This window comes from Nocardia sp. NBC_01329, assembly GCF_035956715.1.
Taxonomy (GTDB): domain Bacteria; phylum Actinomycetota; class Actinomycetes; order Mycobacteriales; family Mycobacteriaceae; genus Nocardia.
In genome coordinates this window covers 1,131,185-1,157,643 of the sequence record NZ_CP108381.1, presented here as the reverse complement: position 1 = coordinate 1,157,643, position 26,459 = coordinate 1,131,185, and the positions used below count along the sequence as shown (strand labels likewise).

General features: G+C 68.5%; 22 protein-coding genes. 9 read left to right on the top strand and 13 right to left on the bottom strand.

Annotated features, from left to right (window positions below; genetic code table 11):
- Positions 1-17: 17 nt before the first annotated feature.
- Complete coding sequence (locus tag OG405_RS05450) at positions 18-1,388, bottom strand: DUF4192 domain-containing protein (protein ID WP_327150532.1); 1,371 nt, start codon at positions 1,386-1,388, stop codon at positions 18-20.
- Positions 1,389-1,817: 429 nt separating this feature from the next.
- Between OG405_RS05450 and OG405_RS05445 the strand changes: the two genes are divergently transcribed.
- From OG405_RS05445 to speD, 3 genes are all read left to right on the top strand, one after another.
- Positions 1,818-2,756 carry a PAC2 family protein gene (locus tag OG405_RS05445; RefSeq protein ID WP_327150531.1) on the top strand — a complete coding sequence of 313 codons (939 nt, stop codon included), beginning with the start codon at positions 1,818-1,820 and terminating at the stop codon, positions 2,754-2,756.
- A 77-nt stretch (positions 2,757-2,833) separates the two neighbouring features.
- Positions 2,834-5,332, top strand: coding sequence for a DEAD/DEAH box helicase (locus tag OG405_RS05440; RefSeq protein WP_327150530.1), 2,499 nt, complete (start codon positions 2,834-2,836; stop codon positions 5,330-5,332).
- A gap of 36 nt (positions 5,333-5,368) precedes the next feature.
- Entirely contained in the window at positions 5,369-5,779 is a 411-nt protein-coding gene (gene speD / locus OG405_RS05435) for an adenosylmethionine decarboxylase (protein ID WP_327150529.1), read from the top strand.
- On the opposite strand, the gene OG405_RS05430 is transcribed toward speD, so the two are convergent.
- A complete protein-coding gene (locus tag OG405_RS05430; RefSeq protein ID WP_327150528.1) occupies positions 5,761-6,396 on the bottom strand; it encodes a DUF5134 domain-containing protein in 636 nt (211 codons plus the stop codon). The two genes, speD and OG405_RS05430, sit on opposite strands and share 19 nt — an antisense overlap.
- Before the next feature lie 162 nt (positions 6,397-6,558).
- Here OG405_RS05430 and hrpA point away from each other — a divergent pair, with 162 nt between their 5' ends.
- Entirely contained in the window at positions 6,559-10,767 is a 4,209-nt protein-coding gene (hrpA, locus tag OG405_RS05425; protein ID WP_327150527.1) for an ATP-dependent RNA helicase HrpA, read from the top strand.
- A 10-nt stretch (positions 10,768-10,777) separates the two neighbouring features.
- Here hrpA and nrdR read toward each other — a convergent pair whose 3' ends face one another.
- The gene (gene nrdR / locus OG405_RS05420) at positions 10,778-11,245 is read right to left on the bottom strand and encodes a transcriptional regulator NrdR (RefSeq protein WP_327150526.1); all 468 of its coding nucleotides are present in this window, start codon (positions 11,243-11,245) and stop codon (positions 10,778-10,780) included.
- A gap of 203 nt (positions 11,246-11,448) precedes the next feature.
- Positions 11,449-11,952, bottom strand: coding sequence for a hypothetical protein (locus OG405_RS05415; RefSeq protein WP_327150525.1), 504 nt, complete (start codon positions 11,950-11,952; stop codon positions 11,449-11,451).
- A gap of 221 nt (positions 11,953-12,173) precedes the next feature.
- On the opposite strand from OG405_RS05415, the gene lexA reads away from it, so the two are divergent.
- Both lexA and OG405_RS05405 read left to right on the top strand, forming a co-directional pair.
- Positions 12,174-12,911 carry a transcriptional repressor LexA gene (gene lexA, locus OG405_RS05410; RefSeq protein WP_442790665.1) on the top strand — a complete coding sequence of 246 codons (738 nt, stop codon included), beginning with the start codon at positions 12,174-12,176 and terminating at the stop codon, positions 12,909-12,911.
- A gap of 75 nt (positions 12,912-12,986) precedes the next feature.
- Complete coding sequence (locus tag OG405_RS05405) at positions 12,987-13,700, top strand: histone deacetylase (RefSeq protein ID WP_327150523.1); 714 nt, start codon at positions 12,987-12,989, stop codon at positions 13,698-13,700.
- 68 nt (positions 13,701-13,768) lie between these two features.
- Here the strand turns inward: OG405_RS05405 and OG405_RS05400 are convergent, their stop codons facing one another.
- On the bottom strand, positions 13,769-14,641 hold the full coding sequence (locus OG405_RS05400) for a helix-turn-helix domain-containing protein (protein WP_327150522.1): 873 nt from the start codon (positions 14,639-14,641) through the stop codon (positions 13,769-13,771).
- A 103-nt stretch (positions 14,642-14,744) separates the two neighbouring features.
- On the opposite strand from OG405_RS05400, the gene OG405_RS05395 reads away from it, so the two are divergent.
- Both OG405_RS05395 and OG405_RS05390 read left to right on the top strand, forming a co-directional pair.
- Positions 14,745-15,536 carry an SDR family oxidoreductase gene (locus OG405_RS05395; protein WP_327150521.1) on the top strand — a complete coding sequence of 264 codons (792 nt, stop codon included), beginning with the start codon at positions 14,745-14,747 and terminating at the stop codon, positions 15,534-15,536.
- Between the two features lie 10 nt (positions 15,537-15,546).
- On the top strand, positions 15,547-16,626 hold the full coding sequence (locus OG405_RS05390; protein ID WP_327150520.1) for an NAD(P)H-dependent amine dehydrogenase family protein: 1,080 nt from the start codon (positions 15,547-15,549) through the stop codon (positions 16,624-16,626).
- Between the two features lie 119 nt (positions 16,627-16,745).
- Here OG405_RS05390 and OG405_RS05385 read toward each other — a convergent pair whose 3' ends face one another.
- From OG405_RS05385 to OG405_RS05350, 8 genes are all read right to left on the bottom strand, one after another.
- Positions 16,746-16,937 (bottom strand): hypothetical protein, encoded by a 192-nt coding sequence (locus OG405_RS05385; protein ID WP_327150519.1) that lies wholly within the window; start codon positions 16,935-16,937, stop codon positions 16,746-16,748.
- A gap of 177 nt (positions 16,938-17,114) precedes the next feature.
- Positions 17,115-18,260, bottom strand: coding sequence for an acyl-CoA dehydrogenase family protein (locus OG405_RS05380; protein WP_327150518.1), 1,146 nt, complete (start codon positions 18,258-18,260; stop codon positions 17,115-17,117).
- A gap of 173 nt (positions 18,261-18,433) precedes the next feature.
- On the bottom strand, positions 18,434-19,336 hold the full coding sequence (locus OG405_RS05375; protein ID WP_327150517.1) for a lysophospholipid acyltransferase family protein: 903 nt from the start codon (positions 19,334-19,336) through the stop codon (positions 18,434-18,436).
- 123 nt (positions 19,337-19,459) lie between these two features.
- On the bottom strand, positions 19,460-21,019 hold the full coding sequence (gene hflX, locus OG405_RS05370; RefSeq protein ID WP_327150516.1) for a GTPase HflX: 1,560 nt from the start codon (positions 21,017-21,019) through the stop codon (positions 19,460-19,462).
- A gap of 60 nt (positions 21,020-21,079) precedes the next feature.
- Entirely contained in the window at positions 21,080-21,961 is an 882-nt protein-coding gene (gene dapF / locus OG405_RS05365) for a diaminopimelate epimerase (protein ID WP_327152227.1), read from the bottom strand.
- Between the two features lie 100 nt (positions 21,962-22,061).
- Positions 22,062-22,895 (bottom strand): TrmH family RNA methyltransferase, encoded by an 834-nt coding sequence (locus tag OG405_RS05360; RefSeq protein ID WP_327150515.1) that lies wholly within the window; start codon positions 22,893-22,895, stop codon positions 22,062-22,064.
- Entirely contained in the window at positions 22,892-23,875 is a 984-nt protein-coding gene (miaA, locus tag OG405_RS05355) for a tRNA (adenosine(37)-N6)-dimethylallyltransferase MiaA (RefSeq protein ID WP_327150514.1), read from the bottom strand. Before miaA ends, OG405_RS05360 begins: the two co-directional genes overlap by 4 nt.
- The gene (locus tag OG405_RS05350; RefSeq protein ID WP_327150513.1) at positions 23,872-24,669 is read right to left on the bottom strand and encodes a hypothetical protein; all 798 of its coding nucleotides are present in this window, start codon (positions 24,667-24,669) and stop codon (positions 23,872-23,874) included. The genes miaA and OG405_RS05350 overlap by 4 nt, the downstream gene beginning before the upstream one ends.
- Positions 24,670-25,059: 390 nt before the next feature.
- On the opposite strand from OG405_RS05350, the gene OG405_RS05345 reads away from it, so the two are divergent.
- On the top strand, positions 25,060-26,448 hold the full coding sequence (locus OG405_RS05345; protein WP_327150512.1) for a DUF349 domain-containing protein: 1,389 nt from the start codon (positions 25,060-25,062) through the stop codon (positions 26,446-26,448).
- Positions 26,449-26,459 lie beyond the last annotated feature (11 nt).

The window sequence follows — 26,459 nt, the reverse complement described above, 5'->3', positions numbered from 1 at the left end:
GCCGGCAGCGCCGGGGCTCACCACGCCCCGGTCAGATCGACGCCGAGGGCAGCGGCGGCTTCCCGGCCGCACTGCGCCAGATCACGTAGGCGTTCCGGGCGCATACCTGCTTCCAGCGCTGTATGCAGTAATGCGGCCATGGAGTGGTGCGGATCCGAATCCAGCGCGATATCCAGCGCGATCCCGGCGAACGGGCCGTCGCCTCGGACGTAGGCGAAGAACCCCAGCAGGGTTGCCGCCTCGGCTCGGTCGGCGCCGTCCAGGGCCCGGGTCAGCTTGGCCAACAGGGTTTCGGTGGCCTCGGCATGCGCCGTATCGGCCACGGCGAACACGGCGTCGCGGATCTCGCGGTCCCGCAAGGCCACCGCGATCTGAGCCAGCTCCCGTGAACCCAGCCCCCCATCCGATTCGGCGTTCGCGATCAACCAGAGCACCGTGCTCAGTTCGCCGCGCAGGTATCCGGCCGGATCACCACGCCGCGCGGCCGCCACGTACCGATCCTTGGCACGATCGCGGGCGCCCGCCAATTCATTCGAAACCTGCTCGCGCAGTGCGCCGTCCGCAGCAACCAATCCGGTCAGTTCGCTCCGGCTGCGGCGGATCGGCCGTCCTTCCAGGACCCGGCCCAGGGTTACCGTCGAGGCCACCGGATCGGAGATTCGGCCCCGGCGTGGCAGACCGGTCACACTCCACCACGGCTGTCCGGCCGATATCGACCGCGCCGCCCACCCGCCGCGGATCGGTACGGAGCGGGCCGACAGCTGCTTCTCCAATTCCCCCAGCACCGGAACCCGTTGCCGCAGAGCCTGTTCGTCGTCATACCGCTCGTCGTCCACCAGTACGACGAGCACGCCTACCACCCCGGGCCGGGCACAGACGCGCGTAGCTGCGGCGGCCAACGTATCGATGGCGGCGGGGGATCCGGTGTCCGGGTGCCGGAGGTCGAAGCGCACGACGAGATCGATGACGGCGCTCTCCGCGGTCGGCGACGCACACAGGACTGCCAGCACCAGTGAACGCTCCGGCCGGAACCCCAGCATGGCGGGGATGGCCGCGAGCAGGTCGCCCGGGTCGTCGAGATGGGTGGGCCCTGTGCGAAAAGGGCGGTCGTAGTCGTCGGCGGTGCGGTCGGCGCAGCGGGCGCGGACCGCACCGCCGCGACCGTAGCTATCCGCATCCGGTAGCTGTGGCGCCGGAACGGGCGGCGGGGCGGCCGGTGCCGGACGCGGCGGCACACCTGCGGCCAGCGCCCGGGCCGTGGGGCACCGGCCCCGCGTTCCGACTACTCGGCGGGATGCCGCGTCCGGGCGGCCGATGCCGCCGGATACGCAGAGTGGCAGCCGGCCGGCGGAGGTATCGGGGCGAGAGAACGATGCGGCGGAAGTCATGGCCCGAGCATGCGGCACAGCAACCCGGCCGGTTCTGCTGTGAGCTGGGCAAACGTGCGTAACGGGCAAGTCTGTGGACAATCCGAGCCCTGTGGACAACTCCCGTTTCGCCCGGTCCACGTCCGGCGCGTATGCCGGTCCCGGGTTGCCGGGACGAAAATCGGGTACATCCAGGAGCGGAGTGTGCGAGACTCCCCGGTGCGTTCACCGGCCACAAGACCACACCGACCTCTCCCGCGCCCCGCCGGGACCGGGGAATTCACCGGCGGCGACCACTGTTGTCAGCACTGAGAGCCGATATACGGTCGTGTGTGGCCGTACATCTGCGTGGGGGACAATAGACGGCGATTCGCGGCTCGCGGCGCGGTAGCGGATACAGCAGTGTTGCTCGACCCGCCCGCCCACGGATCGCGCAGGAAGGAGTACGCGATGGACTACGAGTCGCGAATGTACGAGCTGGAGTTCCCCGCTCCGCAGCTGTCGTCCGACGACGGGTCGGGGCCGGTCCTGGTGCACGGTCTGGAGGGCTATTCCGACGCGGGTCATGCGGTCCGGCTGGCCACGACCCATCTGCGGGAGAGCCTGGAGAGCGAACTCGTCGCCTCCTTCGACGTGGACGAGCTACTGGACTACCGGTCGAGGCGTCCTCTGATGACCTTCAAGACCGACCATTTCTCCGATTACGCCGAACCCGAGCTGAACCTGTGGGCGCTGCGGGATACGGCGGGCACCCCGTTTCTGCTGCTGGCCGGGATGGAACCGGATCTGCGCTGGGAGAAGTTCGCCACCGCGGTACGGTTGCTGGCCGAGCAGCTCGGCGTGCGCCGCAGTATCGGCCTGAGTGCCATCCCCATGGCTGTGCCACATACTCGCCCGCTGGGGCTCACCGCGCATTCGTCCAACCGTGATCTGATCCCCGACAACCAGCGGTGGCCCGGCGAACTACAGGTTCCGGCCAGTGCGGCGACCCTGCTCGAGTACCGCATGGCTCAGCACGGTCACGAATCGCTGGGTTTCTCCGTCCATGTGCCGCACTATCTGGCGCAGACCTCCTATCCGGAAGCCGCGCAGACCCTGCTCGAACACGTCTGCGAGAACGCCGGGCTCGAGATCCCGCTCGCCGCGCTGGGTGAAGAGGCGGCCCGGGTGCGTGAACAGGTCAACGAGCACATCGCCGGAAACGCCGAGGTCGAGACGGTGGTGCACGCGCTGGAGCGCCAGTACGACACCTTCGTCAGCGCGCAGGAACGGCAGTCCAGCTTGCTGGTCGGTGAGGGCGAACTGCCCAGTGGTGACGAATTGGGCGCCGAGTTCGAGCGTTTCCTCGCCGAACAGGGCGGCTACGGCGACGACGAAGAACGCGGCTGAGCCGCCACTCCGGATGGGAACCGGCACACGCCCACCGTGCCGGGGATCGGCGTACGGCAGCCCGTAGGGTGTCCCGGGTGGATCTGACCGAACTGCTCGAGATACCGGGGAACGACGCCGACGCACTGTACGAGTCGTTCGCGATATGGGCAGCCGAGCAGGGAACGGCCCTGTATCCCGCTCAGGACGAGGCCGTGATGGAGCTCGCGGCCGGATCCCATGTCATCCTCGCCACTCCCACGGGTTCGGGTAAATCTCTGGTCGCCGTCGGCGCGCATCTGTTCGCATTGACCCAGGGGCTGCGCAGCTACTACACCGCGCCGATCAAAGCGCTGGTGAGCGAGAAGTTCTTCGCGCTGTGCGAAGTCTTCGGCGCCGAACGGGTCGGCATGGTCACCGGGGATGCCGCGGTGAATCCGAACGCCCCCATCATCTGCGCTACCGCCGAGATCCTGGCGAATCTCGCCTTGCGGGAGGGTCCCGATGCGGAGATCGGGCAGGTGGTGATGGACGAATTCCATTTCTACGCCGACCCCGATCGTGGCTGGGCCTGGCAGGTTCCACTGCTCGAACTGCCGCGCGCTCAGTTTCTGCTGATGTCCGCCACTCTGGGTGAGGTCGATTTCTTCGCTGCCGACCTCGAGCGCCGTACCGGCCGCACCACTGCGGTGGTGGCCGGGACGGAGCGCCCGGTGCCTTTGCACTTCTCCTATGCGCGCACCCCGGTCACCGAAACACTGACCGAACTGGTGACCACTCACCAGGCGCCGGTGTATGTCGTTCACTTCACCCAGGCCGCGGCGCTGGAACGGGCCCAGGCGTTGACCAGCGCGAACTTCGCCAGCCGTGCGGAGAAGGACGCGATCGCCGAAGCATTGGGCGAGTTCCGCTTCTCCTCGGGCTTCGGAAAAACCCTGTCGCGACTGATCCGGCACGGGATCGGTGTCCACCACGCGGGGATGCTGCCGAAATATCGCCGTCTGGTGGAGCGCCTCGCCCAGGACGGACTGCTGAAGGTCGTCTGCGGCACCGATACATTGGGGGTCGGTATCAACGTTCCGATCCGTACGGTGCTGCTGACCGGTCTCACCAAATTCGACGGCGTCCGCACCCGGCGGCTCAAGGCTCGGGAATTCCATCAGATCGCGGGCCGGGCCGGGCGCGCCGGATTCGACACCATGGGCACCGTGGTGGTGCAGGCGCCCGAACACGAGGTCGAGAACACCCGGCTGCTGGCGAAAGCCGGCAACGATCCGAAGAAGATGCGGAAAGTGCAGCGGCGCAAACCGCCCGAGGGTTTCGTGTCGTGGAGTGAGGAGACCTTCGACCGGTTGGTCACCGCCGCGCCCGAACCGATGGTGTCCCGCTTCGCGGTGACCAACGCGATGCTACTGAACGTGATCGCGCGCCCGGGCAACTGTTTCCAGGCGATGCGACATCTGCTCGAGGACAATCACGAACCGCGTCCGGCACAGCGGCGCCATATTCTGCGGGCTGTCCGGCTCTATCGGGCGCTGCGCGACGCCGGCGTGGTGCAGCAGCTCCCCGAGCCCGACGAGAAAGGCCGTTACGCCCGGCTCACCGTCGACCTGCAACGGGATTTCGCGCTGGACCAGCCGCTGTCGCCGTTCGCGCTCGCCGCCTTCGAACTGCTCGACAATGCGTCGATGACCTATGCGCTCGATATGGTGTCGCTGGTCGAGGCTACCCTCGAGGACCCCCGGCAGCTGTTGATGGCTCAGCAACACAAAGCCCGGGGCGAGGCTGTGGCCGAGATGAAGGCCGAGGGGATCGAATACGACGAGCGGATGGAACTGCTCGAGGAAATCACCTGGCCGAAACCGCTCGCGGAGCTGATCGAGGGAGCCTACGAGACGTACCGGGCCGGGCATCCATGGCTGTCGGAGTTCGCACCGTCACCGAAATCGGTGGTCCGCGACATGGTCGAACGGGCCATGACCTTCACCGAACTCATCTCCTACTACGAACTCGCGCGCTCCGAGGGTGTGGTGCTGCGGTATCTCGCCGACGCCTACCGCGCGTTGCGCCGCACAGTTCCCGACGCGGCGCGCACCGAGGAACTCGACGACCTCACCGAATGGCTGGGCGAACTCGTGCGGCAGGTGGATTCCAGTCTGCTCGACGAATGGGAACAGCTGACCGGGGCGGGCGCGGAGACCGATGCCGAGCAGATCGCGTTCGGTGGCGAGAGCGTGCGACCGGTCACCGCCAACGAACGGGCCTTCCGGGTGATGGTGCGCAACGCCGTGTTCCGCCGGGTCGAACTCGCCTCCCGCCGGCGCTGGAACGAACTCACGGAACTGTCTCCGGGCCCGGACTGGGCAGCCGACCTCGCCCCCTACTTCGACGAATACGACAGAATCGGCACCGGCCCCGACGCGCGTGGACCGCAATTGTTCCGGGTGGAGACGCGACCCGGTTTCTGGCAGGTACGCCAGGTCTTCGACGATCCGGCGGGCGATCACGGCTGGGCGCTGGTCGCGACCGTCGATCTGGCCGAATCCGATGCGGCCGGTGATGTGGTGTTCGACGAGGTCACGGTGGTATCGGGTTGATCGCCGGCGCCGGATACAAGTGAGTGGGGTGGGTTGGTGGCGGCGGAATTCACCGGCCGGCATGTGCTGGCCGAGTTCGGCGGGGTCGACCGCGGGCTCTGTGACGATCTCGCCGCGCTGGAGAGCGCCCTGCGGTACGCGTTGACCGCCGCGGGCGTGACCGTGTGCGAGATGGTCGGCAAGCAGTTCGACCCGCACGGAGTCACCGTGCTGGCGCTATTGGCCGAATCCCATGCCTCGCTGCACACCTATCCGGAAACCGGTGACATCTTCGTCGATGTGTTCACCTGCGGCACCGCGGCGGACAGCGCCGGTAGGGTAGCCGAACTGCTCCGCGGGGCGCTGGCCCCCGAACATGTGCGGATCTCGACCGTGCTGCGCGGCCGGGCCGCGGGTGGCGACTCGCGGCAGGCGCCGGTTCCACCCGGTCACGCGACCAGCATGTAGGCCATTCCGAGGTCCATGATCAGGTGCGGCAGCACCGCGAGGGGCAGTCCGCGTCCCGATCCGGGCGTGACCGGATGCGCGGCCCACCAGTGCGCTCGGCCGCTGCACGTGGACACGACCACCACTGCCGCGTCCGCGAGGTACAGCACCGCGAAAACGAGCGCGGGCCCCGCCGCGTGGCCGGCGCTGTGCCCGGCACCGGAATGCCCCGACATCGTGAACAGCATCACCGCCGCCGCGAGGAGGTGATATCCGATGGCTGCCGCCCGGTGCCCGGCCCGGGGATATGCCCGGCGGTACCAGCGCACGAGTCTGTCGCCCAGCAACAGCGTGAAGACCAAGGTCATCGCGAGCAGCACACCGTGCAGGGCGTGCGCGTTCAGCTCGGCGGGAAAGAGCACCATCGCCAGCATCACCGCGCACATCAGCAGATGCGCCGCGTCGGATTCGTGATCGCCGTGGTGGGCGGCGTCGGTGCCGGGCGCGTCCCCCTGTTCGCTCGTCGCGAGCACCGGCCCGGCGAACACCACCCGGGCCAGCACCACCAGGGCTGCCGCCCCGAACGCCAGCGCTGCCAGGACTCGCACCCCCGCCTGGTCCAGTACGAATCCGGCCATGCCGCACCGCCTTTCGCGAAAAGCGCAACCCACCCATATTCGCACGACCCGACGAGCGCGAAGAGCCCTTCGGTCCGGCGGACGCCTCGCATACCGCCCCGGACCAGTGTTACCGGGCCGCGGCCCGGCCCGGCGCCGGGTTTCGCTAGGCTGGTCGACGCAATGACCAGGACCGCAGTCACGCACCGGGAACTCAGTACCCGGTTGGCTTCTCTCACCCTCCGCGACGAACACCGGCTGCAGCGGCAGCTGGATCGAGTGCGCGGCGGCGACCTCTCCCGGATCGAGTCCGATATCTCGGCCGCCGAGGAACGTATCGCGGCCCGCCGCGCCGCGGTCCCAGCGATCACCTATCCCGAGCAGCTGCCGGTCACCGGGCGTCGCGACGATATCGCCGCCGCCATCGCGGCCCATCAGGTCGTGGTCGTCGCCGGCGAAACCGGGTCCGGCAAAACCACCCAGATCCCGAAAATCTGCTTGGAGCTCGGTCGGGGTATCCGGGGGGCGATCGGGCACACTCAACCCCGTCGGCTGGCGGCGCGCACGGTCGCGGAACGGATCGCCGAGGAACTCGGCACCGAGCTGGGCGATACCGTCGGCTACACGGTCCGGTTCACCGACCACGCCGCCGAGCACACGCTGGTCAAGCTGATGACCGACGGTATTCTGCTCGCCGAGATCCAGCGGGACCGGCTGTTGCGCGCCTACGACACGATCATCATCGACGAGGCACACGAGCGCAGTCTCAATATCGATTTCCTGCTCGGCTATCTGAAGCAACTGCTGCCGCGTCGCCCCGATCTGAAAATCGTCATCACCTCGGCCACCATCGACCCGGAACTCTTCGCCCGCCATTTCGCCGACACCGCCGGCAACCCGGCGCCGATCGTCGAGGTCTCGGGCCGCTCCTACCCGGTGGAGATGCGGTATCGGCCACTGGTCCTGCCGGCTCCCGCGGTGGAGGACGAGGAGGAAGACCACCGGCCCGTCGACCGGGACCCGGTGGACGCGATCTGCGCGGCGGTCACCGAACTGTTCGCCGAGGGCGACGGCGATGTGCTGGTTTTCCTGTCCGGCGAGCGGGAGATCCGTGATACCGCCGACGCGCTCACCGACTCGAAGCTGCCACGAACCGAGATCCTGCCGCTCTACGCGCGCCTGTCCGCGGCCGAACAGCATCGAGTATTCGCCCCGCACTCCGGCCGACGTGTGGTACTCGCGACCAATGTCGCCGAGACCTCCCTCACGGTCCCGGGAATCCGCTACGTCATCGACCCCGGCACCGCGCGGATCTCACGCTATTCGATGCGCACCAAGGTGCAGCGCCTGCCGATCGAACCGATCTCGCAGGCCTCGGCCCGGCAGCGGGCCGGCCGCTGTGGTCGCGTCGCCGACGGGATCTGTATCCGCCTGTACTCCGAGGAGGATTTCGAGTCCCGGCCGGCGTTCACCGATCCGGAGATCCTGCGAACCAATCTCGCCGCCGTCATCCTGCAGATGACCGCGCTCGGGCTCGGCGAGATGGAGCGGTTTCCGTTCGTGGAGGCCCCCGACCAGCGAGCGGTGCGCGACGGGATCGCTCTGCTGGAGGAGTTGGGCGCTCTCGCCCGCCGTGCTCCGGAGAAGGGCGCGGCCCAGCCGAACCCCGCGGCGGCTGCGGACACCGATCAGCTCCGCCCGGAATCGGATTCCGCGGAGCACGACGACACGACTCGCTCCGGCCGGAAACGAAGCGCGTCCCCGCCGGGCCCCACCCTCACCCCGACCGGCCGGGAGATGGCTCGCCTGCCGGTGGATCCGCGGATGGGGCGGATGCTGGTGGAGGCCCACCGCAACGGCTGTCTGGCCGAGATGCTGGTGATCGTCGCCGCGCTGTCGATCCAGGATGTGCGGGAGCGGCCGGCCGATCAGCAGCAGGCCGCCGATGCGAAGCATGCGCGGTTCAGCGTGCCGAATTCGGATTTCCTGGCGTATCTGCGGTTGTGGGAGTATCTCACCGGTCAGCGGCGGGCGCTGTCGGCCAACCGGTTCCGGCGGATGTGCCGCGACGAATTCCTGCACTATCTGCGAATCCGGGAATGGCAGGACCTGTACGGCCAACTCCGCACGATCACCAAGGGTATGGGCTGGTCGCTGCATGAGGTGAGCGCGAAACCGGAAGTGGCGGACGACCACGCCGGACCGGCCGGGGCCGGGGCACGCCGCCGACGCGGTCGCAACAGATCGGAACCGGAGCGGGAAGCCGGCGACACCGGGCAGCACTCCGCAGTGCCGCCCGCACCGCGGCCTGTCGAGGAGATGACCCCGGATACCGATCCGTGGGACGCGACCGCCATCCATCAGGCGCTGTTATCGGGCATGCTGTCGCATATCGGGGTCCGGGAGGCCGAATCCCGCGAGTTCCTGGGTGCCCGAAAAGCGAAGTTCATGATTTTCCCGGGCTCGGGGTTGGCGAAGAAGCCGCCACGCTGGGTGATGGCGGCGGAACTGGTGGAGACCTCCCGGCTGTGGGGCCGGATCACCGCCCGCGTCGAACCCGAATGGGCCGAACGACTGGCCGGCGATCTGGTGAAACGTATCTACTCCGAACCTCATTGGTCCGCCAAACGCGGTGCCGCCCGTGCCTACGAGCGCGTCACGCTCTACGGGGTTCCTCTGGTGACCGGCCGTCCGGTCGATTACGGCCGTATCGATCCGGAGGTCTCACGCGAACTGTTCCTGCGGCACGCCCTGGTCCAGGGCGAATGGCAGACCCGGCACGATTTCTTCCATCGCAATCGTGCGCTGATCGACGATATCGCCGACCTCGAACACCGGGCCCGGCGCCGGGATATCCTGGTCGACGACGAGGTGCTGTTCGAGTTCTACGACCGCCGGGTCCCCGCCGAAATCGTGTCGGTCCGGCATTTCGACACCTGGTGGAAAGCTGCCGGTCGGCAAGACCCTCATCAGCTCGACTTCACGACCGAAACGGTCGTCAACGAAACCGCGAAGCAACTGGATCCCACCGATTTCCCCGATGCCTGGCGCCAGGGCGAATTGTCCTTCCCGCTCACCTATCAGTTCGAGCCGGGGCAGGCCGACGACGGTGTGACAGTGCGGATTCCGCTGGCCCAGCTGGCCCACGTCCGCGCGGTCGGATTCGACTGGCTGGTGCCCGGGATGCGCGCTGACCTGGCCACGGCGTTGATCAAGACATTGCCCAAACAATTGCGGCGCACGGTGGTCCCCGCACCCGATTTCGCCGCCGCCGCCCTGCGCGTCCTCACGCCACGGGCCGAACCGCTGCGTACCGGTCTGGCCAGAGAACTCACCCGGCTCGCCGCCACGCCGATCACCCCCACCGATCTGGATCCGGCCGCGCTCCCGGAACACCTTCGGATGACCTTCGCCGCTACCGGCACCGACGGCCGGGTACTGGCCACCAGCAAGAGCCTGGCGCAGCTGCGGACCCGCCTGGCCGACCAGGTCTCCGCATCGGTGGCCGCGGCCACCGCGAATGCCGAACGCGCACCCGCCACGGTGTGGACCTCGGAATCGCTGGGTGCTCTGGATGCCACGGTACGCAGTGAGGTCGGCGGACAGACCGTCACCGGCTACCCGGCACTGGTCCCGGAGGCCGAGGGAGTCGCGGTGCGGGTTCTCAAATCACCCGGCGAGCAGGCGGCGGCCATGCGCGCCGGAACCCGGGCACTGATACTCAACGCGATTCCTACCTCGGTGCGGGCCGTAACCGCCGGCCTGTCCCCGGCGGACCGGCTGGTGCTGAGCCAGAACCCGTACGGGTCGGTGGAGGCGCTGGTCGAGGACTGCCGCGCCGCGGCGGCCGACCAGCTCATCGCCGCCGCGGGCGGGCCGGTCCGCGACCCGGACCGGTTCGAGCGGCTGCTGGCGGCGTTGCGGCCGAAATTGAACGAAGTGGTCGTCCGAATCATCCGACTGGTCGTCCCGGTCCTGGCCGAAGCACATGAAGTCTCGACGGCCCTGACCGGCGTCCGGGAATCCGATATCGCCGCCGATGTGCAGGATCAGCTGGCGGAACTCTTGTTCGCCGGGTTCATTTCCGAATGGGGGCCCGCCCGGCTGCGGGAACTGCCCCGTTATCTGCGCGCGGCCGGAGTCCGGCTGGCGGCGTTACCCGGGTCTTCGCCACGCGACCGCAATGCCATGACGGAAGTGGATACCGCGCTGGCCGCCTACGATCAGCTACTGGCCCGGCTGCCGGAAGGCCGGCGGCGCACGCCCGATATCACCGAAATCTGGTGGATGATCCAGGAGTTGCGGGTGAGTCTGTTCGCCCAGAAGGTGGGCACGCCGTATCCCGTCTCGACGAAGCGGATCCAGAAGGCGGTCGCGGCCGTTCGCCGCTGACCGCGGCAGCTCAGTCCCCGGCGACGACCGCCGCCCGGGCCTCCCGCATATCCCGGATCTCACGTTCGAAATCCGCTGCGGAGGTGAAGGATCGATAGACCGAGGCGAAACGCAAGTACGCCACCTCGTCCAGTTCGCGTAGCGGCCCGAGAATCGCCAGGCCGACCTCATGGCTCGGCACTTCCGGGGCCCCCTTGGCCCGGACCGCGTCCTCTACCTGCTGGGCCAGTAGGTTCAGCGCGTCGTCGTCGACCTCGCGCCCCTGGCAGGCGCGCCGCACCCCCCGGATCACCTTCTCCCGGCTGAACGGTTCGGTGACCCCGCTGCGTTTCACCACCGACAGGATCGCCGTTTCCACTGTGGTGAAACGGCGGCCGCATTCCGGGCATGAGCGTCTGCGGCGAATGGCGGCGCCCTCGTCGGCCAATCGTGAGTCGACGACCCGGGAGTCGGGGTGTCGACAGTACGGGCAATGCATCCGGGGTCCTTCGTCGCTGCGAACGCTCGCGGCCGAACCGGCGCCGGTCGCAGGTCCGGCGAGCGCGGGTACCGGGCCGGTGCCCGGTATCGGGTAGGCCGGTCTCACGCACCGGCCCGAGTGCATAACACATCGAGGATACCGGTACGGGGTGTGTCGTGGTTGCGGTCACCCCTGGCCCGGACGCGCGCGGCGCCGGCACGCTACCGCGAGCCGGGAGCGCCGGGGCTCGAACCGGGCACAGCCGCGCCCGGCACGCCGGACGGAATCGGCTGGGGTACCGGCTCCGGGGCCCGGAGATGGGCCAGCGCGAGGAAAGCGACCACCACGGTCGCGCTGATCACGGCCGTCGACGCGGTCGCTACATAGCCGGCCCGGGCCCGCCCCATCAGATCGTCGGGTTCGGGTGGCCGGGGCAGCGGCCGGACGGCCGGACCCCGGCGCACTGCCGGGGTCGTCGTCGACCGGAGGATCGGGCGGGGCCCGCCCGCCGAGCCCCGGTGCGCCGGGGTGACGCAGTGGCGGGTCGGACCGTCCGGCCACGTGCCCGGACCCGGCGACCCGCCCTCGGCCGGGACGGTCGCACCGGCTGCCCCCGGCGGGACCGGACCGGGCCGTACCCGAGCGGTGACGTCGTCCCGCGTGCCGATCACGCTGATCGCGGTGTTCATCGGATAGACCTCCGTGCTGGTTGCTCGCGAAACCATCTGCGGTATTCGATCAAATGTTCGACGAACTGATGTTCGATTTCTACCACGCCGGGGGGATAATGTCAGTAGCAACACCGGACATGCCTCGAACAGATGTTTGATAGATCGGAGTGCGCCGACTAGATTCACTGCACGACATCAAACTTCGGGCACAGCCGGTCCGGGCCGTCTGCCGGGACGGCGGTCATGGGGCCGGAGACCGACGAGAAAGGGCGGTTGTGGTGAGCCAATCAGACGACACGGGTGCCGGGGCCGGCCCCGGCACCGAACCGGGGGCGACCGGCGGGGAACTCACCGTGCGTCAGCGCAAGGTGCTCGAGGTCATCCGCTCCTCGGTGAGTCTGCGCGGCTATCCGCCGAGCATTCGCGAGATCGGCGACGCGGTCGGCCTGAACTCCACCTCCTCTGTCGCGCACCAGCTGCGCACCCTGGAACGCAAGGGGTATCTGCGGCGCGATCCCAACCGGCCCCGCGCCGTGGACGTTCGCGGGATGGACGAGGCGGTCCGATCGGTGACCACTCTGGCCACGGCCGACTCCGGGCGCGCGCAGGCGTCTGCGGCCGAAACCACCGATCAGCCGATCCCGACCTACGTCCCGGTACTCGGACGGATCGCCGCCGGTGGGCCGATACTGGCCGAACAGGCGGTCGAAGACGTGTTCCCACTCCCCCGGGAACTGGTCGGCGACGGTTCACTGTTCCTGTTGAAGGTGGTCGGCGAATCCATGATCGACGCCGCCATCTGCGACGGCGACTGGGTGGTCGTCCGGCAGCAGAACGTGGCGGACAACGGCGATATCGTCGCAGCGATGCTGGACGGCGAGGCGACCGTGAAAACATTCAAACGCAGCGGTAAGGATGTCTGGCTGATGCCGCACAATCCGCATTTCGAACCCATCCCGGGCAACGACGCGCGGATCCTCGGCAAGGTCGTCACCGTGATCCGCAAGATCTGAGACGCGGACCGGCGCGCACCTCATCCGTGTGCGCCGGCCTCCGGGACCCTGCCCCGCGGCCGGAACGAGGAGCGGATGGCACCGCACGAGATCGCGGTCCTGCGGCCGCGTTCCGCGCTCGACTACACCACGGCGCCGGATCGGGTCTGGTACGCCACCTACGGTTCCAATATGGACCCGGACCGGCTGTCCGGCTATCTCACCGGCAGCGGGCCCGCCGACGCCGTACCCACCGCACCGGGCATATCGCCGGGTGGATGCCGTGACCGCACGCCACCGTCGCGTTCGCTCGCGCTCGTTCTCCCCGGACTGCTCTATTTCGCGACCGAATCGGTGATCTGGACCGGGGGTCGCGCCTTCTATGATCCCACCGCCCCCGCCGAGACCCCGGTACACGCCTATCTGCTGACCCTCTCCCAGTTCAGTGATGTCGCCGCCCAGGAGATGTACCGCCGGGCCGGAACCGATCTGGACCTCACCGAGGCCGTGCGCACCGGCCGCTCCCGCCTGGGCCCCGGCCGCTACGAAACCCTGATCTGCCCGGGCATATTCGACGGTGTACCCGTTGTCACGTTCACTGCCCCGTGGCGCTGGCGTGAGATCGGCGGGGTTCCGCCGTCCGCCGCGTATCTGCGGCATATCGGAACCGGACTGCGCGCGGCACACGAATGGTCGATCGGCGAGACGGCCGGCTATCTGGCCTCTCGCCCGGGCGCGGCCGGACACTGGACCCCCGGTCGGGTGGCCGAACTACTCAGCGAGGAAACGGATTCCCGGAGTCCGCGGTGACACCGGCAGATCCGGCCGGGTACGACCGCCGCCCGCGACACTCGGATCCACTACCCCGGCCGCACATCTCATTCGCCGGCAGTCAGCAGCGCTACCGAGATCGCGCCGGCGCCCGCGCGGACGATCTCGATATAGCGTGCCCGCTCGTCGGGGCCTGCCGCCGCCCGCAGCGGCCCGAGCTGAACCTCGTAGCGCGCTCGGTCACCGTGGAACACCGGTGCGGACACATAGCTGAGCGGCAGCGCGTCCCGGGTTTCGATATCGGCCGCGGTATATGCGCGCGAGGTCAATCGCCCGAGCTGGCGCAGCGCTTCGGCTCGTAACGCGGGCTGCAGCAGTTCGGCGCCGAGCGCGCCGAGCAGTTCGGTCAGCACATCGACCAGACCGGCGTGGTCGGCTTCCGGACGAAACATTGCGAAACCGTGCGCGGTGACGAAGTCGAGTAGTTCCGCCGCGCCGGGCCGGCCTTTCGTCGTCGTCAACCAGCGCCGCCGTTCGGCGGAGGTCCGCCAGGGCATCACCGCGGCCCCCGCGGGGTAGACCACCGGGACCGACTGCCCGACGGACAATCCCGGCACTATCCGCGCACCCGCGTACTGTTTGGCCACGATGGTGAGCCGATCGTCGGCGATCCGGCTCAGCGTCGCCCCACAGCCCGCGGCCTCGGCCAGTGCCGCCAGTTCAGCACCCACCGCCACTACCGCGCCTACGGGTTCGGCGGGCGACAGGCGGGTCAGCGCCGGTCCACGGCGGTAGGCCAGATTCGCATCCCGGACCACCCAGTTCGCTTCGCACAATTCGGTGAGCACCGCGGTGACCGTCGCCCGGGCCAGCGACAGACGTTCCACGATCTCCGAAACTGTCAGCGCCCGCTCGGATTCCGCGAGCAGTTCCACCACCGACACCACCCGGCGGGTCGGTGGAGACCCGACTGTGGCCATATCCGTTGCTCCCTTGTCGCCCGGTAGCCCGAGATCTACACTGCATCGACTATTCGATGAATAAACGTCGAATAGTCGTCATCAGCATACTTCAGGAGGAGCCATGATTCTGGACCGGTTCCGGCTCGACGACCGGGTCGCCATCGTGACCGGCGCCGGCCGCGGGCTGGGCGCCGCCATCGCCCTCGGCTTCGCCGAGGCGGGGGCCGATGTCCTGATCGCCGCCCGTACCGAATCCGAACTCTCGGGTGTCGCCGAGCAGATACGGGCGCTGGGCCGCCGGGCCCATATCGTCGTCGCCGACCTGGCCGATCCCGCGGCCTGCGCCGCGCTGGCGGAGACCGCCGCCGCAGAGTTCGACCGGCTCGATATCGTCGTGAACAACGTCGGCGGGGCGATGCCCACGCCACTGCTCGACACCACGCCCGAAGCTCTGACACAGGCCTTCGGTTTCAATGTCGCCAATGCCCACGCGCTGGTCCGGGCCGCCGTTCCGATCATGCTGGACACCGCGGGCGGCGGATCGATCATCAACATCACCTCGGCGATGGGCCGCCTGCCGGGCCGGGCCTTCGCCGCCTACGGCACCGCGAAAGCCGCACTCGCGCACTACACCCGGCTGGCCGCCATGGACTTGTGCCCACGGATCCGGGTCAACGCCATCGCTCCCGGATCCATCGCGACCTCCGCGCTCGAGATCGTCGCCGCCGACGAGAACCTGCGCGGATCGGTGGAGAAGGCGACCCCACTGCGCCGGATCGGGGACCCCGCCGAGATCGCGGCCACCGCGCTGTTCCTGGCCGCACCGGCCGGCGGCTATCTGACCGGCAAGGTGATCGAGACCGACGGCGGTCTGATCGCCCCGAATCTCGATATCCCGATTCCGGATCTGTGAGGAGAGACCTGTGACATACCGAGTGGTGCACTGGGGCACCGGCAATGTCGGCAAGCACGCACTGGCCGGGATCATCGAGGACCCCCGGCTCGAATTGGTCGGTGTCAAGGTGTCCGGCAGCGCGAAGGAAGGGCGCGACGCCGGCGAACTGGCCGGGCTCGAGACCCACACCGGGGTCACGGCCACCACCGATGCCGCCGCACTACTCGCTCTGCGACCGGACTGTGTGGTCTATACCGCGATGGCCGATAACCGCCTCGTCGAGGCACTCGAGGATCTGCGGACAATCCTTTCCGCCGGGATCGATATCGCCGCCAGCGCGCCCGTCTTCCTGCAGTATCCGTGGGGGGTGCTACCACAGGACATGCTCGCCCCGATCGAGGAAGCGGCGGCGGCGGGCGGTGCGTCCCTGTTCGTCAACGGTATCGATCCCGGGTTCGCCAACGATCTGCTGCCGCTCGCCCTGGCCGGTACGTGCCGGCGGGTCGACCAGATCCGCTGTCTGGAGATCCTCGACTACGCGACCTACGACAACGCCACGGTGATGTTCGACATCATGGGCTTCGGCAAACCCCTGGACGAGACGCCCATGCTGCTACAGCCGGGGGTGCTCTCCCTGGCCTGGGGCAGCGTGGTGCGCCAGTTGGCGGCCGGGCTGGGGGTGGAACTCGACGCGGTCACCGAAACCCACGAGCGGATCCCCGCACCGGAGGATCTCGAAATCGCCGCCGGCACAGTCGCGGTCGGTACCACGGCGGCAATGCGTTTCGAGGTCCGCGGAATGATCGGTGACCGGGCGGTCACGGTGCTCGAGCACATCACCCGGCTGCGAGCCGATCTGGCGCCCGAATGGCCCCGGCCCGCCCAGGAGGGCGGCAACTACCGTGTCGAGATCACCGGCGAACCGAACTACGCCATGGATCTCTGCCTGTCCAGCGACAACGGCGATCACAACCACGCGGGGCTGGTGGCGACCGCGATGCGGGTGGTCAACGCTGTCCCGGCGGTGGTGGCGGCCGCGCCGGGGATCCGCACGACGCTGGATCTCCCGCTGATCACCGGGCCGGGCGCCCGCACGGTACGACCCTGACGGCTCGTGGGCTTCGGGCGCGGCCCCGTAGAAGAGCAGCCCCGTAGAAGAGCAGCCAAGTCTCGCGCTCGCGATACAGCGGGTGCTCGGCCCCCGCTCTCCTGGCCGACGCGTTCGATTCAGGATTCGGACAGGTGATCGTCGACCAGGGCGATACCGAGATACGGTTTCGGGTTCGATATGAGCGGGAGTCCGGTACCGACCAACAGCTTGTCGAGCGCGCGCAGCTGGCCCATTAGGTGCTCGACCCCCTCGGGGTCGTTACGTTCCGCGATGTCTGCGTATCCGTGGGTTCCCACTGCCGATCCCATGCGCCGGAGGCTGATACACGCCGGTGACAGGTCGGGTACGAGAAGCACATCCTGTGCCGCGCGGAGACCATCTCGGTTCCCGTCGACCCGACGAAGCAAACGGGGCGGGTACCGGCCGACCGGAATACCCACCCCGTTCGAGGGACCGCTGCGGACGATCCGTCCGGATCGGCGCGATCAGGAGAGTTTGAGGCTGCGCCCGATGATCTCCTTCATGATCTCGGTGGTGCCGCCGTAGATGGTCTGCACCCTGGCGTCCAAATAGGCCTGCGCGATCGGATACTCACGCATGTACCCGTAGCCACCGTGCAACTGGAGGCAGCGATCGATCAGGTCGACCTGTTCCTCGGTGCTCCACCACTTGGCCATGGCAGCATCCTCGGCGGAGAGGGTACCCGCGTTGAGTTCGGTGATGGACCGGTCGACCAGTACCCGCACCGCGGTGGCCTTGGTGGCCAGTTCGGCGAGTACGAACCGGGTGTTCTGCAGAGCGCCGATCGGCTTGCCGAAAGCCTTGCGGTCCCGGACGTATTGACAGGTGTAGTTCAGGCAGGTCTCCATCGCCGCGGCGGCCATGACCGCGATGGACAGCCGCTCCTGCGGCAGGTTCTGCATCAGGTGGATGAAGCCCTTGCCCTCTTCACCGAGCAGGTTGGCGGCGGGCACCCGGACATCACTGAAACTGAGTTCTGCGGTGTCCTGCGCCTTGAGGCCGAGTTTGTCGAGGTTGCGGCCCCGCTCGAAGCCCGGCATTCCGCGCTCCACCACCAGCAGGCTGAATCCCAGTGCACCGGCCGACGGGTCGGTCTGGGCGACCACGATGACGATATCGGAGTTGATGCCGTTGGTGATGAAGGTCTTGGCGCCGTTGAGCACCCAGTCGTCACCGTCGCGGACCGCACGGGTCTTGATGCCCTGCAGATCCGAACCGGTGCCGGGCTCGGTCATGGCGATGGCGGTGATGATTTCACCGGAACAGAACTTCGGCAGCCAGCGCTGCTTCTGCTCGTCGTTGGCGAGCTCCAGCAGGTAGGGCGCGATCACATCGTTGTGCAGGCCGAATCCGAGCCCGGAGTACTGGCCGCGCACCGACTCCTCGGTGATGATGGCGTTGTAACGGAAATCCTTCACTCCGCCGCCGCCGTACTCCTCCGGCATCGCCATACCCAGGAAGCCCTGCTTCCCGGCCTCGAGCCAGACGGAGCGGTCTACGACGCCCTGGTCCGCCCATTGGTCGTGGAACGGCGCCACATGCATCTCGAGAAACTTGCGGTACGACTCCCGGAACAGCTCGTGCTCGGGCTCGAACAGTGTGCGCTCCACACCAACCTCCTAGTGAACACTGCGGACGTGACCGCGCCGGCCCGTCACTGTGATCTACCGTACCCGGAATGCGAATCGTTGTTCACTTCGCAGTCGAAATGAGCTGGTGTTCCCGCCCACCGCCGAGCAATTGCCCAGCTTTGCCATTCACCGGCGCCGAAACCTGAGTGCGTTCAGACCGGCAGCAGTTCGCGCAACCGCCCGCCGAGCGTCCGGCCGCGATCGACAGCCTGATGACCGAGCAGGAAGAGCAACTCCTCCCGGACCGCCTTCTGAACGACCCGCGACAACTGGCCCGCGGCCTCGTCGATATCGCCGGTCTCGCGCCAGGGCCCCGTATCGATCGGCGTCCCCGCGGTGAAGTAGAACCGTTCGGGCCGCGGAATCGGGGTGAGACCGAGCCCGCGCACCAGCGGCGGGGTGAGTTCGGTGTGGATACCGAGCGCCTCTACCAGTCGTCGCAGCGGACGCAGAACCCGATCATCCTTGTCGGCGACTATGTCGTAGGCATCGTCGATACCGACCATCGCCACCGGCACGATCGGGACACCGCATTCGATCGCCATCCGCGCGAACCCGGTGCGACCTTCCCAGCGCAGTGCGTACTTCTCCCCTTTACGGCGAATCGCCTCCCGGCCCCCACCGGGGAACACGAGTACCACTTCGCCCTGTTCGAGCAGGGCCCGGCAGTTGTCCCGGGTCCCGCGCACCGAACCGTAGTAGTGCAGCAGATGCCGCACCCCCGGTACGGCGATGAGCAGATTCTCGGCGAGACCGCGGATCAACCGGCCACGCGTACGCAGCACCTCTGGCATCAGTAGCGGCGCGTCGATCAAGCCGAGCAGATTGTGATTGGCGACCAGTAGCACCGGCCCTTCGGCGGGGATGTTGTCCAAACCGAAGAAACGGGGACTGCTCCAGGCTCGCAACGGCGCCAAGGCCGCTTCGAGCACCCGGAGATCGATCGCACTCAGATCGACCGAAGCCGGCGCGCCGTCACTGAGCCCGGCGCGGTCCATCAGCGCGCTGCGCTGCCGGTCGTCGCCGCCGATAGCGGTGCGGCCCTCCTGTGACATATAACCCTCCTGTAGTCGATTCATACCGATTGTGAATCAACATGGACGGATATCCCACAGGGTTATGCGATGTCCCACATTTCTGCGATGAGAGTTAGCCGGGGCGACTTCCGCTCGTAACGGTCACTCCTTGGCTGCGCCCGCGTGTGCGTAGCCGGAGAGAGCTGCCGCCAGCGAACTCGGTACGCGCGCTCGGACCCGGGTGCCGTTCTCGGTGTGCTCGGAACGCGAGATCCTGCCGTCCGCATGGATTCTGGCGAGCAGATCGCCGCGAGTATACGGAAGCAGCACACTCACTTCCACATCCAGACCGCCGAGTACCTCGTCGAGCCTGGTACGCAATCGGTCGATACCGAGATCCTTGTGCGCGGACACGAACTCGGCGCCGGGCAGCAGCCCGCGCAAGCGGGTCAGCTCCACCGGATCGACCTCGTCGATCTTGTTGACCACCAGCAGTTCGGGTGGCGCGGGATGGCCCGATTCCCGGATCACGTCGGTGATGACCTCCCGGACCGCCTTGATCTGCTCCGCCGGCAACGCGTCGGAACCATCCACCACGTGCAACAGCAGATCGGCGCCGGTGACCTCCTCCAGCGTGGACCGGAAAGCCTCGACGAGCTGGGTCGGCAGATGCCGGACGAAGCCGACCGTATCGGTGAACACGACCTCGCGGCCGTCATCCAGCTCGGCCCGCCGGGTGGTCGGATCCAGGGTGGCGAACAGTGCGTCCTGCACCAGCACACCCGAACCGGTGAGTACGTTCATCAAGCTCGATTTCCCGGCATTGGTGTAGCCCACGATCGCCACCGCCGGCACTCCGCTGGAGGTACGACGCGCGCGTTTCGTATCGCGGGCTGTCTTCATCTCCCGGATCTCCCGGCGCAGTTTGGCCATCCGCTCCCGGATCCGCCGCCGATCGGTCTCGATCTTGGTCTCACCGGGGCCGCGCAGCCCCACACCGCCGTTGCTACCGGCCCGGCCACCCGCCTGCCGCGACATCGACTCACCCCAGCCGCGCAGCCGCGGCAGCATGTACTCCATCTGGGCGAGCGCAACCTGCGCCTTACCCTCGCGGGAGGTGGCGTGCTGGGCGAAGATATCCAGAATCAGGGCGGTCCGATCGACCACTTTGACCTTGACGACCTTCTCCAGCGCCGTCAGCTGGGCCGGGGTGAGTTCACCGTCGCAGATCACGGTATCCGCGCCGGTGGCCAGCACCACTGCCCGCAGTTCCTCGGCCTTACCCGATCCGATATAGGTCGCCGGGTCCGGCCGGTCGCGGCGCTGGATCAGCGCCTCGAGTACCTCGGAGCCCGCGGTTTCGGCGAGCCGGGCCAGCTCGGCCATACTCGCCTCCGCCCGCGTCACACTGCCCTCGGTCCACACCCCGACCAGCACGACCCGTTCCAATCGCAGCTGCCGGTATTCGACCTCGGTGATATCGGTGAGCTCGGTGGACAGACCGGCGATACGGCGTAGCGCGCTACGTTCGTCGAGTTGGAGTTCGCCGGTGGTCGGGTCGGCCGACCATCCGCCGCGCCGGAACACCGGCCCGGATCCGTTCGCGCCGCGCGCGCCCGTGTCGGTATCGTCGACGGCTACAACCGGATCTGTCTCCGTCGATTCCGCGTCGAACGATTCAGGGGACCGATCCGTGGTCCCGGAAATTTCAGAGTTTCTCATACACCATCCATGCTGCCACTGATGCGCTGGTCGGCGCATATGATTTTTCGGGCGGTACGGCTACAGCGCGTCCCACCACTGCGCGGCCAGTCGGCCGGAGGCGAGCAATTCCGATGGTCCGCGCAACCACGCCCTGCCGGCGCCCACGCCGACTCGCACCTCTCCGCCGGGTACCCGGACGCCGACCTCGCCCGTCCCGTGGGCCAGGTCGAAACCGTCGGCGGCCAGGGCCGCGGCCGCCGCGGCCACGGTGCCGGTGCCACAGGAACGGGTCTCGCCGACCCCGCGTTCGTAGACCCGCATATCGACCGTGCCGTCCGCGTCGAGGCCGGTGAGGATCTCGACGTTGACGCCGCGGGGGAACATATCGGGGTCGTACCCAGGGGGCGCGGTGAGATCGAGTTCGGCCAACCCACCCGCCGACAGTTCACCGGTGACACAGGCCAGATGCGGGTTGCCGACATCGATTCCCAGCCCGGGATATCCCCAGCCGGCCACCGTGGCGGTCGAGGCGCCGAGCACCCGGACCGCACCCATGTCGACGGTCACCTCCCCGGCGACCGAACCGGCCGAGTGCACCACGACCGGGCGCGCCCCGGCACGGCTGCCCACCACGAACTCGGTGCCGCCGGCCAGGCCGCGGGCCACCAGGTAGTGGGCGAAAACGCGAACTCCGTTTCCGCACATCTCGGCGGCCGAACCGTCGGCATTGCGATAGTCCATGAACCAGTCCTGGGCGCTCACACCGTCGGGGTATCCGTCGAGGACACCGGCGGAAACCAGCGCACCCGCACGCGCGACCCGCAGCACGCCGTCGGCACCGAGCCCCCGGCGCCGGTCGCAGAGGGCGGCCACGCGGGAGACGGTCAGGCCCAGCCGCACCTCGGGGTCGGGCAGCACCACGAAATCGTTCTGGGTGCCGTGGCCCTTGGTGAACTCCACATCCTTCTCGTTGCTCAGGGGCTGATCGGGGCTTCTGCGCACGTCGGTTCCGGTCTCCTCGTCAGCTGTTCTCATCGGGTCTGCAGTTCTCATCGGGCTCTCATCGGGCAAACGTCCGGCGCTGCCGGGAAATTTCGTACAGGGCCACCGCCGCGGCCGACGGAGCCCCCAGCGAGCTGGCGCTGCCGCCCATCGGAATGGTGACCGTCCGGTCGCAGGCCGCGAGCCAGGCCGCGCTCATACCGCTGGTTTCGTTGCCGATCACCAGGATCGTCGCGTCGATCAGGTCGTCGTCGAAGATCGCGCATTCGCCGTTCTCGTCGGTACCCACGATCCGGGTGGGTACACCGCGCTCGATCTGCCGATCCCGGAACTCCAGTACTTCCCCGGTGCCGGGCGCCCGGAAGACCGGGACGGAGAACAGTGATCCGGTGGAGGCCCGGACACACCGCGGATCGTATTGGTCGGCGCCGTGACCCGAGACGATCACCGCTGACGCACCGAACGCGTCCGCGGACCTGATCAGCGTGCCCAGATTGCCGGGCGAATTGGGCCGGTCGAACACGACGACCACCGGAGCCTCGCCCGGCTCGCCGAGTTCGTAGCCCGCCAGCTCGCCACCGGAGCACTCCGCGACCGCCACCAGTTCGGGCGGTCCGCCGGTCTTCTCCCCCAGACCGGCCATCAGCTCGGGTGCCAGCCCGACAGCGGGAACCGTACTGGTCTCCAGGATCTCCCGCGCCCAGGCGGACAGTCCGGGATCGCCCAGGCGGTACAGCAGCGTCTCCATCGGCCACTCGTGCGCGAGCGCCTGGGTGATCGGCCGGACCCCGTGCACCAGGAAACGGCCGTCCCGATTGCGCTTGGTGCGATTGTCGAGATAGGCCGTCCACACCTGGACGGCGGCGTTGCGGCGGTGGATCTGCCGGGTCACGAGCGGGTTCGCTCCTCGGGTAGGCGTTCGGCCGCCCGCGGATCGGGCGGTGGTGAATCGGATACCGCAGAGTCTGCCAGCAGCGACAGGGCGGTCTCGGCCGAGGACGGGTCGGCGCCGTCCACCCAGCGCACCCGGCGGTCGCGCCGGAACCACGATCGCTGCCGCCGGACATAGCGGCGGGTTCCGATGAACGTGCGCTCCTGCGCTTCGGCCAGATCGTATTCGCCGTCGAAATGGGCCAGCACCTGGGCATAACCGATAGCACGGCGGGCAGTCCGCCCCTCGCGCAGGCCACGATCGGCCAAACCGCGTACCTCCTCGAGCAGCCCCTGTTCGAACATCGCCGCGGTGCGGTGGGCGATCCGCTCGTCGAGTCCGGCGGTATCGCGGTCGACCCCGAGGATCCGGGTCCCCCACCTCGGTTCACCGATCACCGGCGCGGCGGCCGCGAACGGGCGTCCGGTGAGTTCGACGACCTCGAGTGCACGCACCATCCGGCGGCCGTCGGTAGGCAGAATGGTCGCGGCGGCGGCCGGGTCGGCCCGCCGCAACTCCGCGTGCACAGCGGCCACGCCCTGCTCTGCGAGCAGGTCCTCCCATTTCGCCCGGACCGCGGGATCGGTCGCCGGGAATTCCCACTGATCGAGCAGCGCCTGTACATACATCATCGAACCGCCGACCACCACAGGAAGCCGTCCACGAGCCATGATGGCCTCGACATCGGCGGATGCGGCGGCCTGGTAGGCGGCGACCGTCGCCGTTTCGGTGATATCCAGAACGTCGAGCTGATGGTGCGCAATCCCACGCCGCTGCGCGGCCGGCAATTTCGCGGTCCCGATGTCCATCCCGCGATACAGCTGCAGCGCATCGATGTTCACGATCTCACCGCCGAGCCTTTCGGCCAGGTCGAGGGCCAGGTCCGATTTCCCGGTGGCGGTCGGCCCCACCACCGCGATCGGACGCGGGTTCCGGCTCACCGGCTCACCGCGGCCGGCCGCCACAATCCGGTGAACCAGGCCACGCCGAAGGGCGCGCCCCGGTACCGCTCGGTCGCCACGGGCGGTGCGGAGTCGGCGGCGAAGAGTCCGGCCAGCGTCTGGTAGGCGGCCCGGCCGGAGACCATCAGCTCGGCGCAGAGCGCCGGATCCAGCGCCAGCAGGGCCTGGGTATCACCTGTGGCGATGGCTCGGTCGAGCGCCGCCTGTACCCGAGCCGACCGTTCGTCGAAATAACCTGGCGCCGCTGTCGACAGGGTCGCGGCGCCGTCGGCGACCACCAGTACGCCCTGCGGTTCGTGCTCGGCATCGAGTTCGGCGCGTAGTTTCGCACCGACCTCGGCACATTTCCGGCCCGAGGTGTCGGCGGCGAGTACCCGCGCCCGCGCCGAGACATGCGGCGCCACCGCCGCCCGCAACCAACCGGCGACGAGCACGGCCAGCGGCAGATCCGGGTCGGGATCCGTGGCCGGGCCGACACCGGGTCCGCCCAGGTTCACCCGCACATCGACGCCGAACCCGCGGAAGGTGCCCGCCGTATCGGCGTCGTAGGTCCGCTCGGACGACCCGACTCCGAGCACAGTCCAGTGCGGGGTCGCCTCGGCCAGTGCCGCGCCGACGGCGAGGACGGCCCCGCGCAGCTCGATCACCGCGCGCTCCGGGGTCTGCGCCGCGCCCGGATCGGAAACGGAACCCGCACCGGCCGCCGGCGCGCCACCACACAACGCGGGGACCAGAACGGGCGGCGAGGGAATCACAGCCGCTAGACAGAACACGCCGTCAACCGTAGCCCGTACTCGCCGACCAGCGCCGGGGCCGGTCGGGCCCGCGCTCCCGCGCCCCGCACGCGGTATCGAGTGTCTCTCCCGGAAACCGGGCGGGAATTGCTAGGGTGCGAAGTATCCGGACCAGGTCCGACAGGTCCGGATCCGCAGGTCCGGCTGTACGCCGTCATAGCCGGCGGTGTGGTTTCCGGAAGTGCGGCCGGGTTGAATGGGGAGAGCGTGCGACAGCACGGGCATGCACGCACGACACGTCGACCCCAGCACGACCGAGATGGGCAGACGTAGCCAGAATGAGCGGGCGTAGCCAGAATGAGCAGAGCATAGCCAGAATGCGCAGCGCGTAAACCAGGCAGCCGTGACGCGCGGCAGGGACGAGGAGCAATGACCCACAGCAACGGAACCGCCAAACCCGGCCCGGGAAAACCCGGTCGCCCGTCCAGCGTTCCCAAGCCCGGTAACCGTCCCAAACCCGGCGAGTCGCACCCCAGCCCGGCCGCGATGAAAACGTCCGCGCCGGCCACCGAACACCCGCATCCGGTGATACTGCCGAGCGCCACCGATCCCAGCCGCTGGGGCCGGGTCGACGAGGACGGTACAGCGTGGGTCAAAACCTCCGAGGGTGAACGGATCGTCGGCTCCTGGCAGGCCGGTAATGCCGCCGAAGGCCTGGAGCATTTCGGCCGCCGTTTCGACGATCTGGCGACCGAGGTAGCCCTGCTGGAGGCCCGGCTCGCCGCCGGCACCGACGCCCGAAAGACCAAGGCCGCGGCGATCACTCTCGCCGAAACGCTGCCGACGGCGGCGGTCATCGGCGATATCGAGGGCCTGGCTGCTCGGCTGGGCGCGATCGCCGAACACTCCGACGAGGCCGCTGCCCAGGCCAAAGAGGAAAAGGAACGCACCCGGCACGAGCACACCGAACGCAAGGAAGCGCTCGCTGCCGAAGCCGAGCAGATCGCCGCCGAATCCAGCCAGTGGAAGGCCGCGGGCGACCGGTTGCGCGAAATCCTGGACGAGTGGAAGACCATCCGCGGTGTCGACCGCAAGGTCGACGACGCCCTCTGGCGCCGGTACTCGAAGGCCCGCGAGGCCTTCAACCGCCGCCGAGGCGCACATTTCGCCGAACTGGACCGGGAGCGCGCTGCCGCCAAGTCCCGTAAGGAAGAACTGTGCGTGCAGGCCGAGGAACTGTCGGGATCCACCGATTGGCCCGCCACTGCCGCGGTCTTCCGGGAGCTGCTGGTCGAATGGAAGAACGCGGGCCGGGCACCTCGGGAGGCCGACGAGGCGCTGTGGCGCCGGTTCAAGAGCGCCCAGGACGTCTTCTTCGCCGCACGCAATGCATCGGCGAACGAACGCGACGCGGAGTTCGCCGATAACGCGGTTGCCAAGGAAGAGCTGCTGAGCAGCTACGAACCGGCGATCGACCCCGATACCGATCTCGAAGGCGCCCGGGCCGCACTGCGTGATCTGCAGGAACGCTGGGACGCCCTCGGCAAGGTCCCCCGCGAGCGGATGCACGAGCTCGAAAGCCGGCTGCGCGCGCTGGAGAAGCGGGTCCGGCAGGCTGCCGACGCCCAGTGGCGCCGCACCGATCCGGAAGCCCTCGCCCGCGCGGCCCAGTTCCGCGAGCGGGAGGCCCAGTTCGAGGAGCAGGCCGCGAAGGCCACTGCCGCCGGTAAAACCCGGGATGCGGAGAAAGCTCTCGCCCAGGCCCAGCAGTGGCGGGAATGGGCCGAGGCGGCGGAGGGCGCTGTCAGCAACCTCTGATCGGCCCCGAC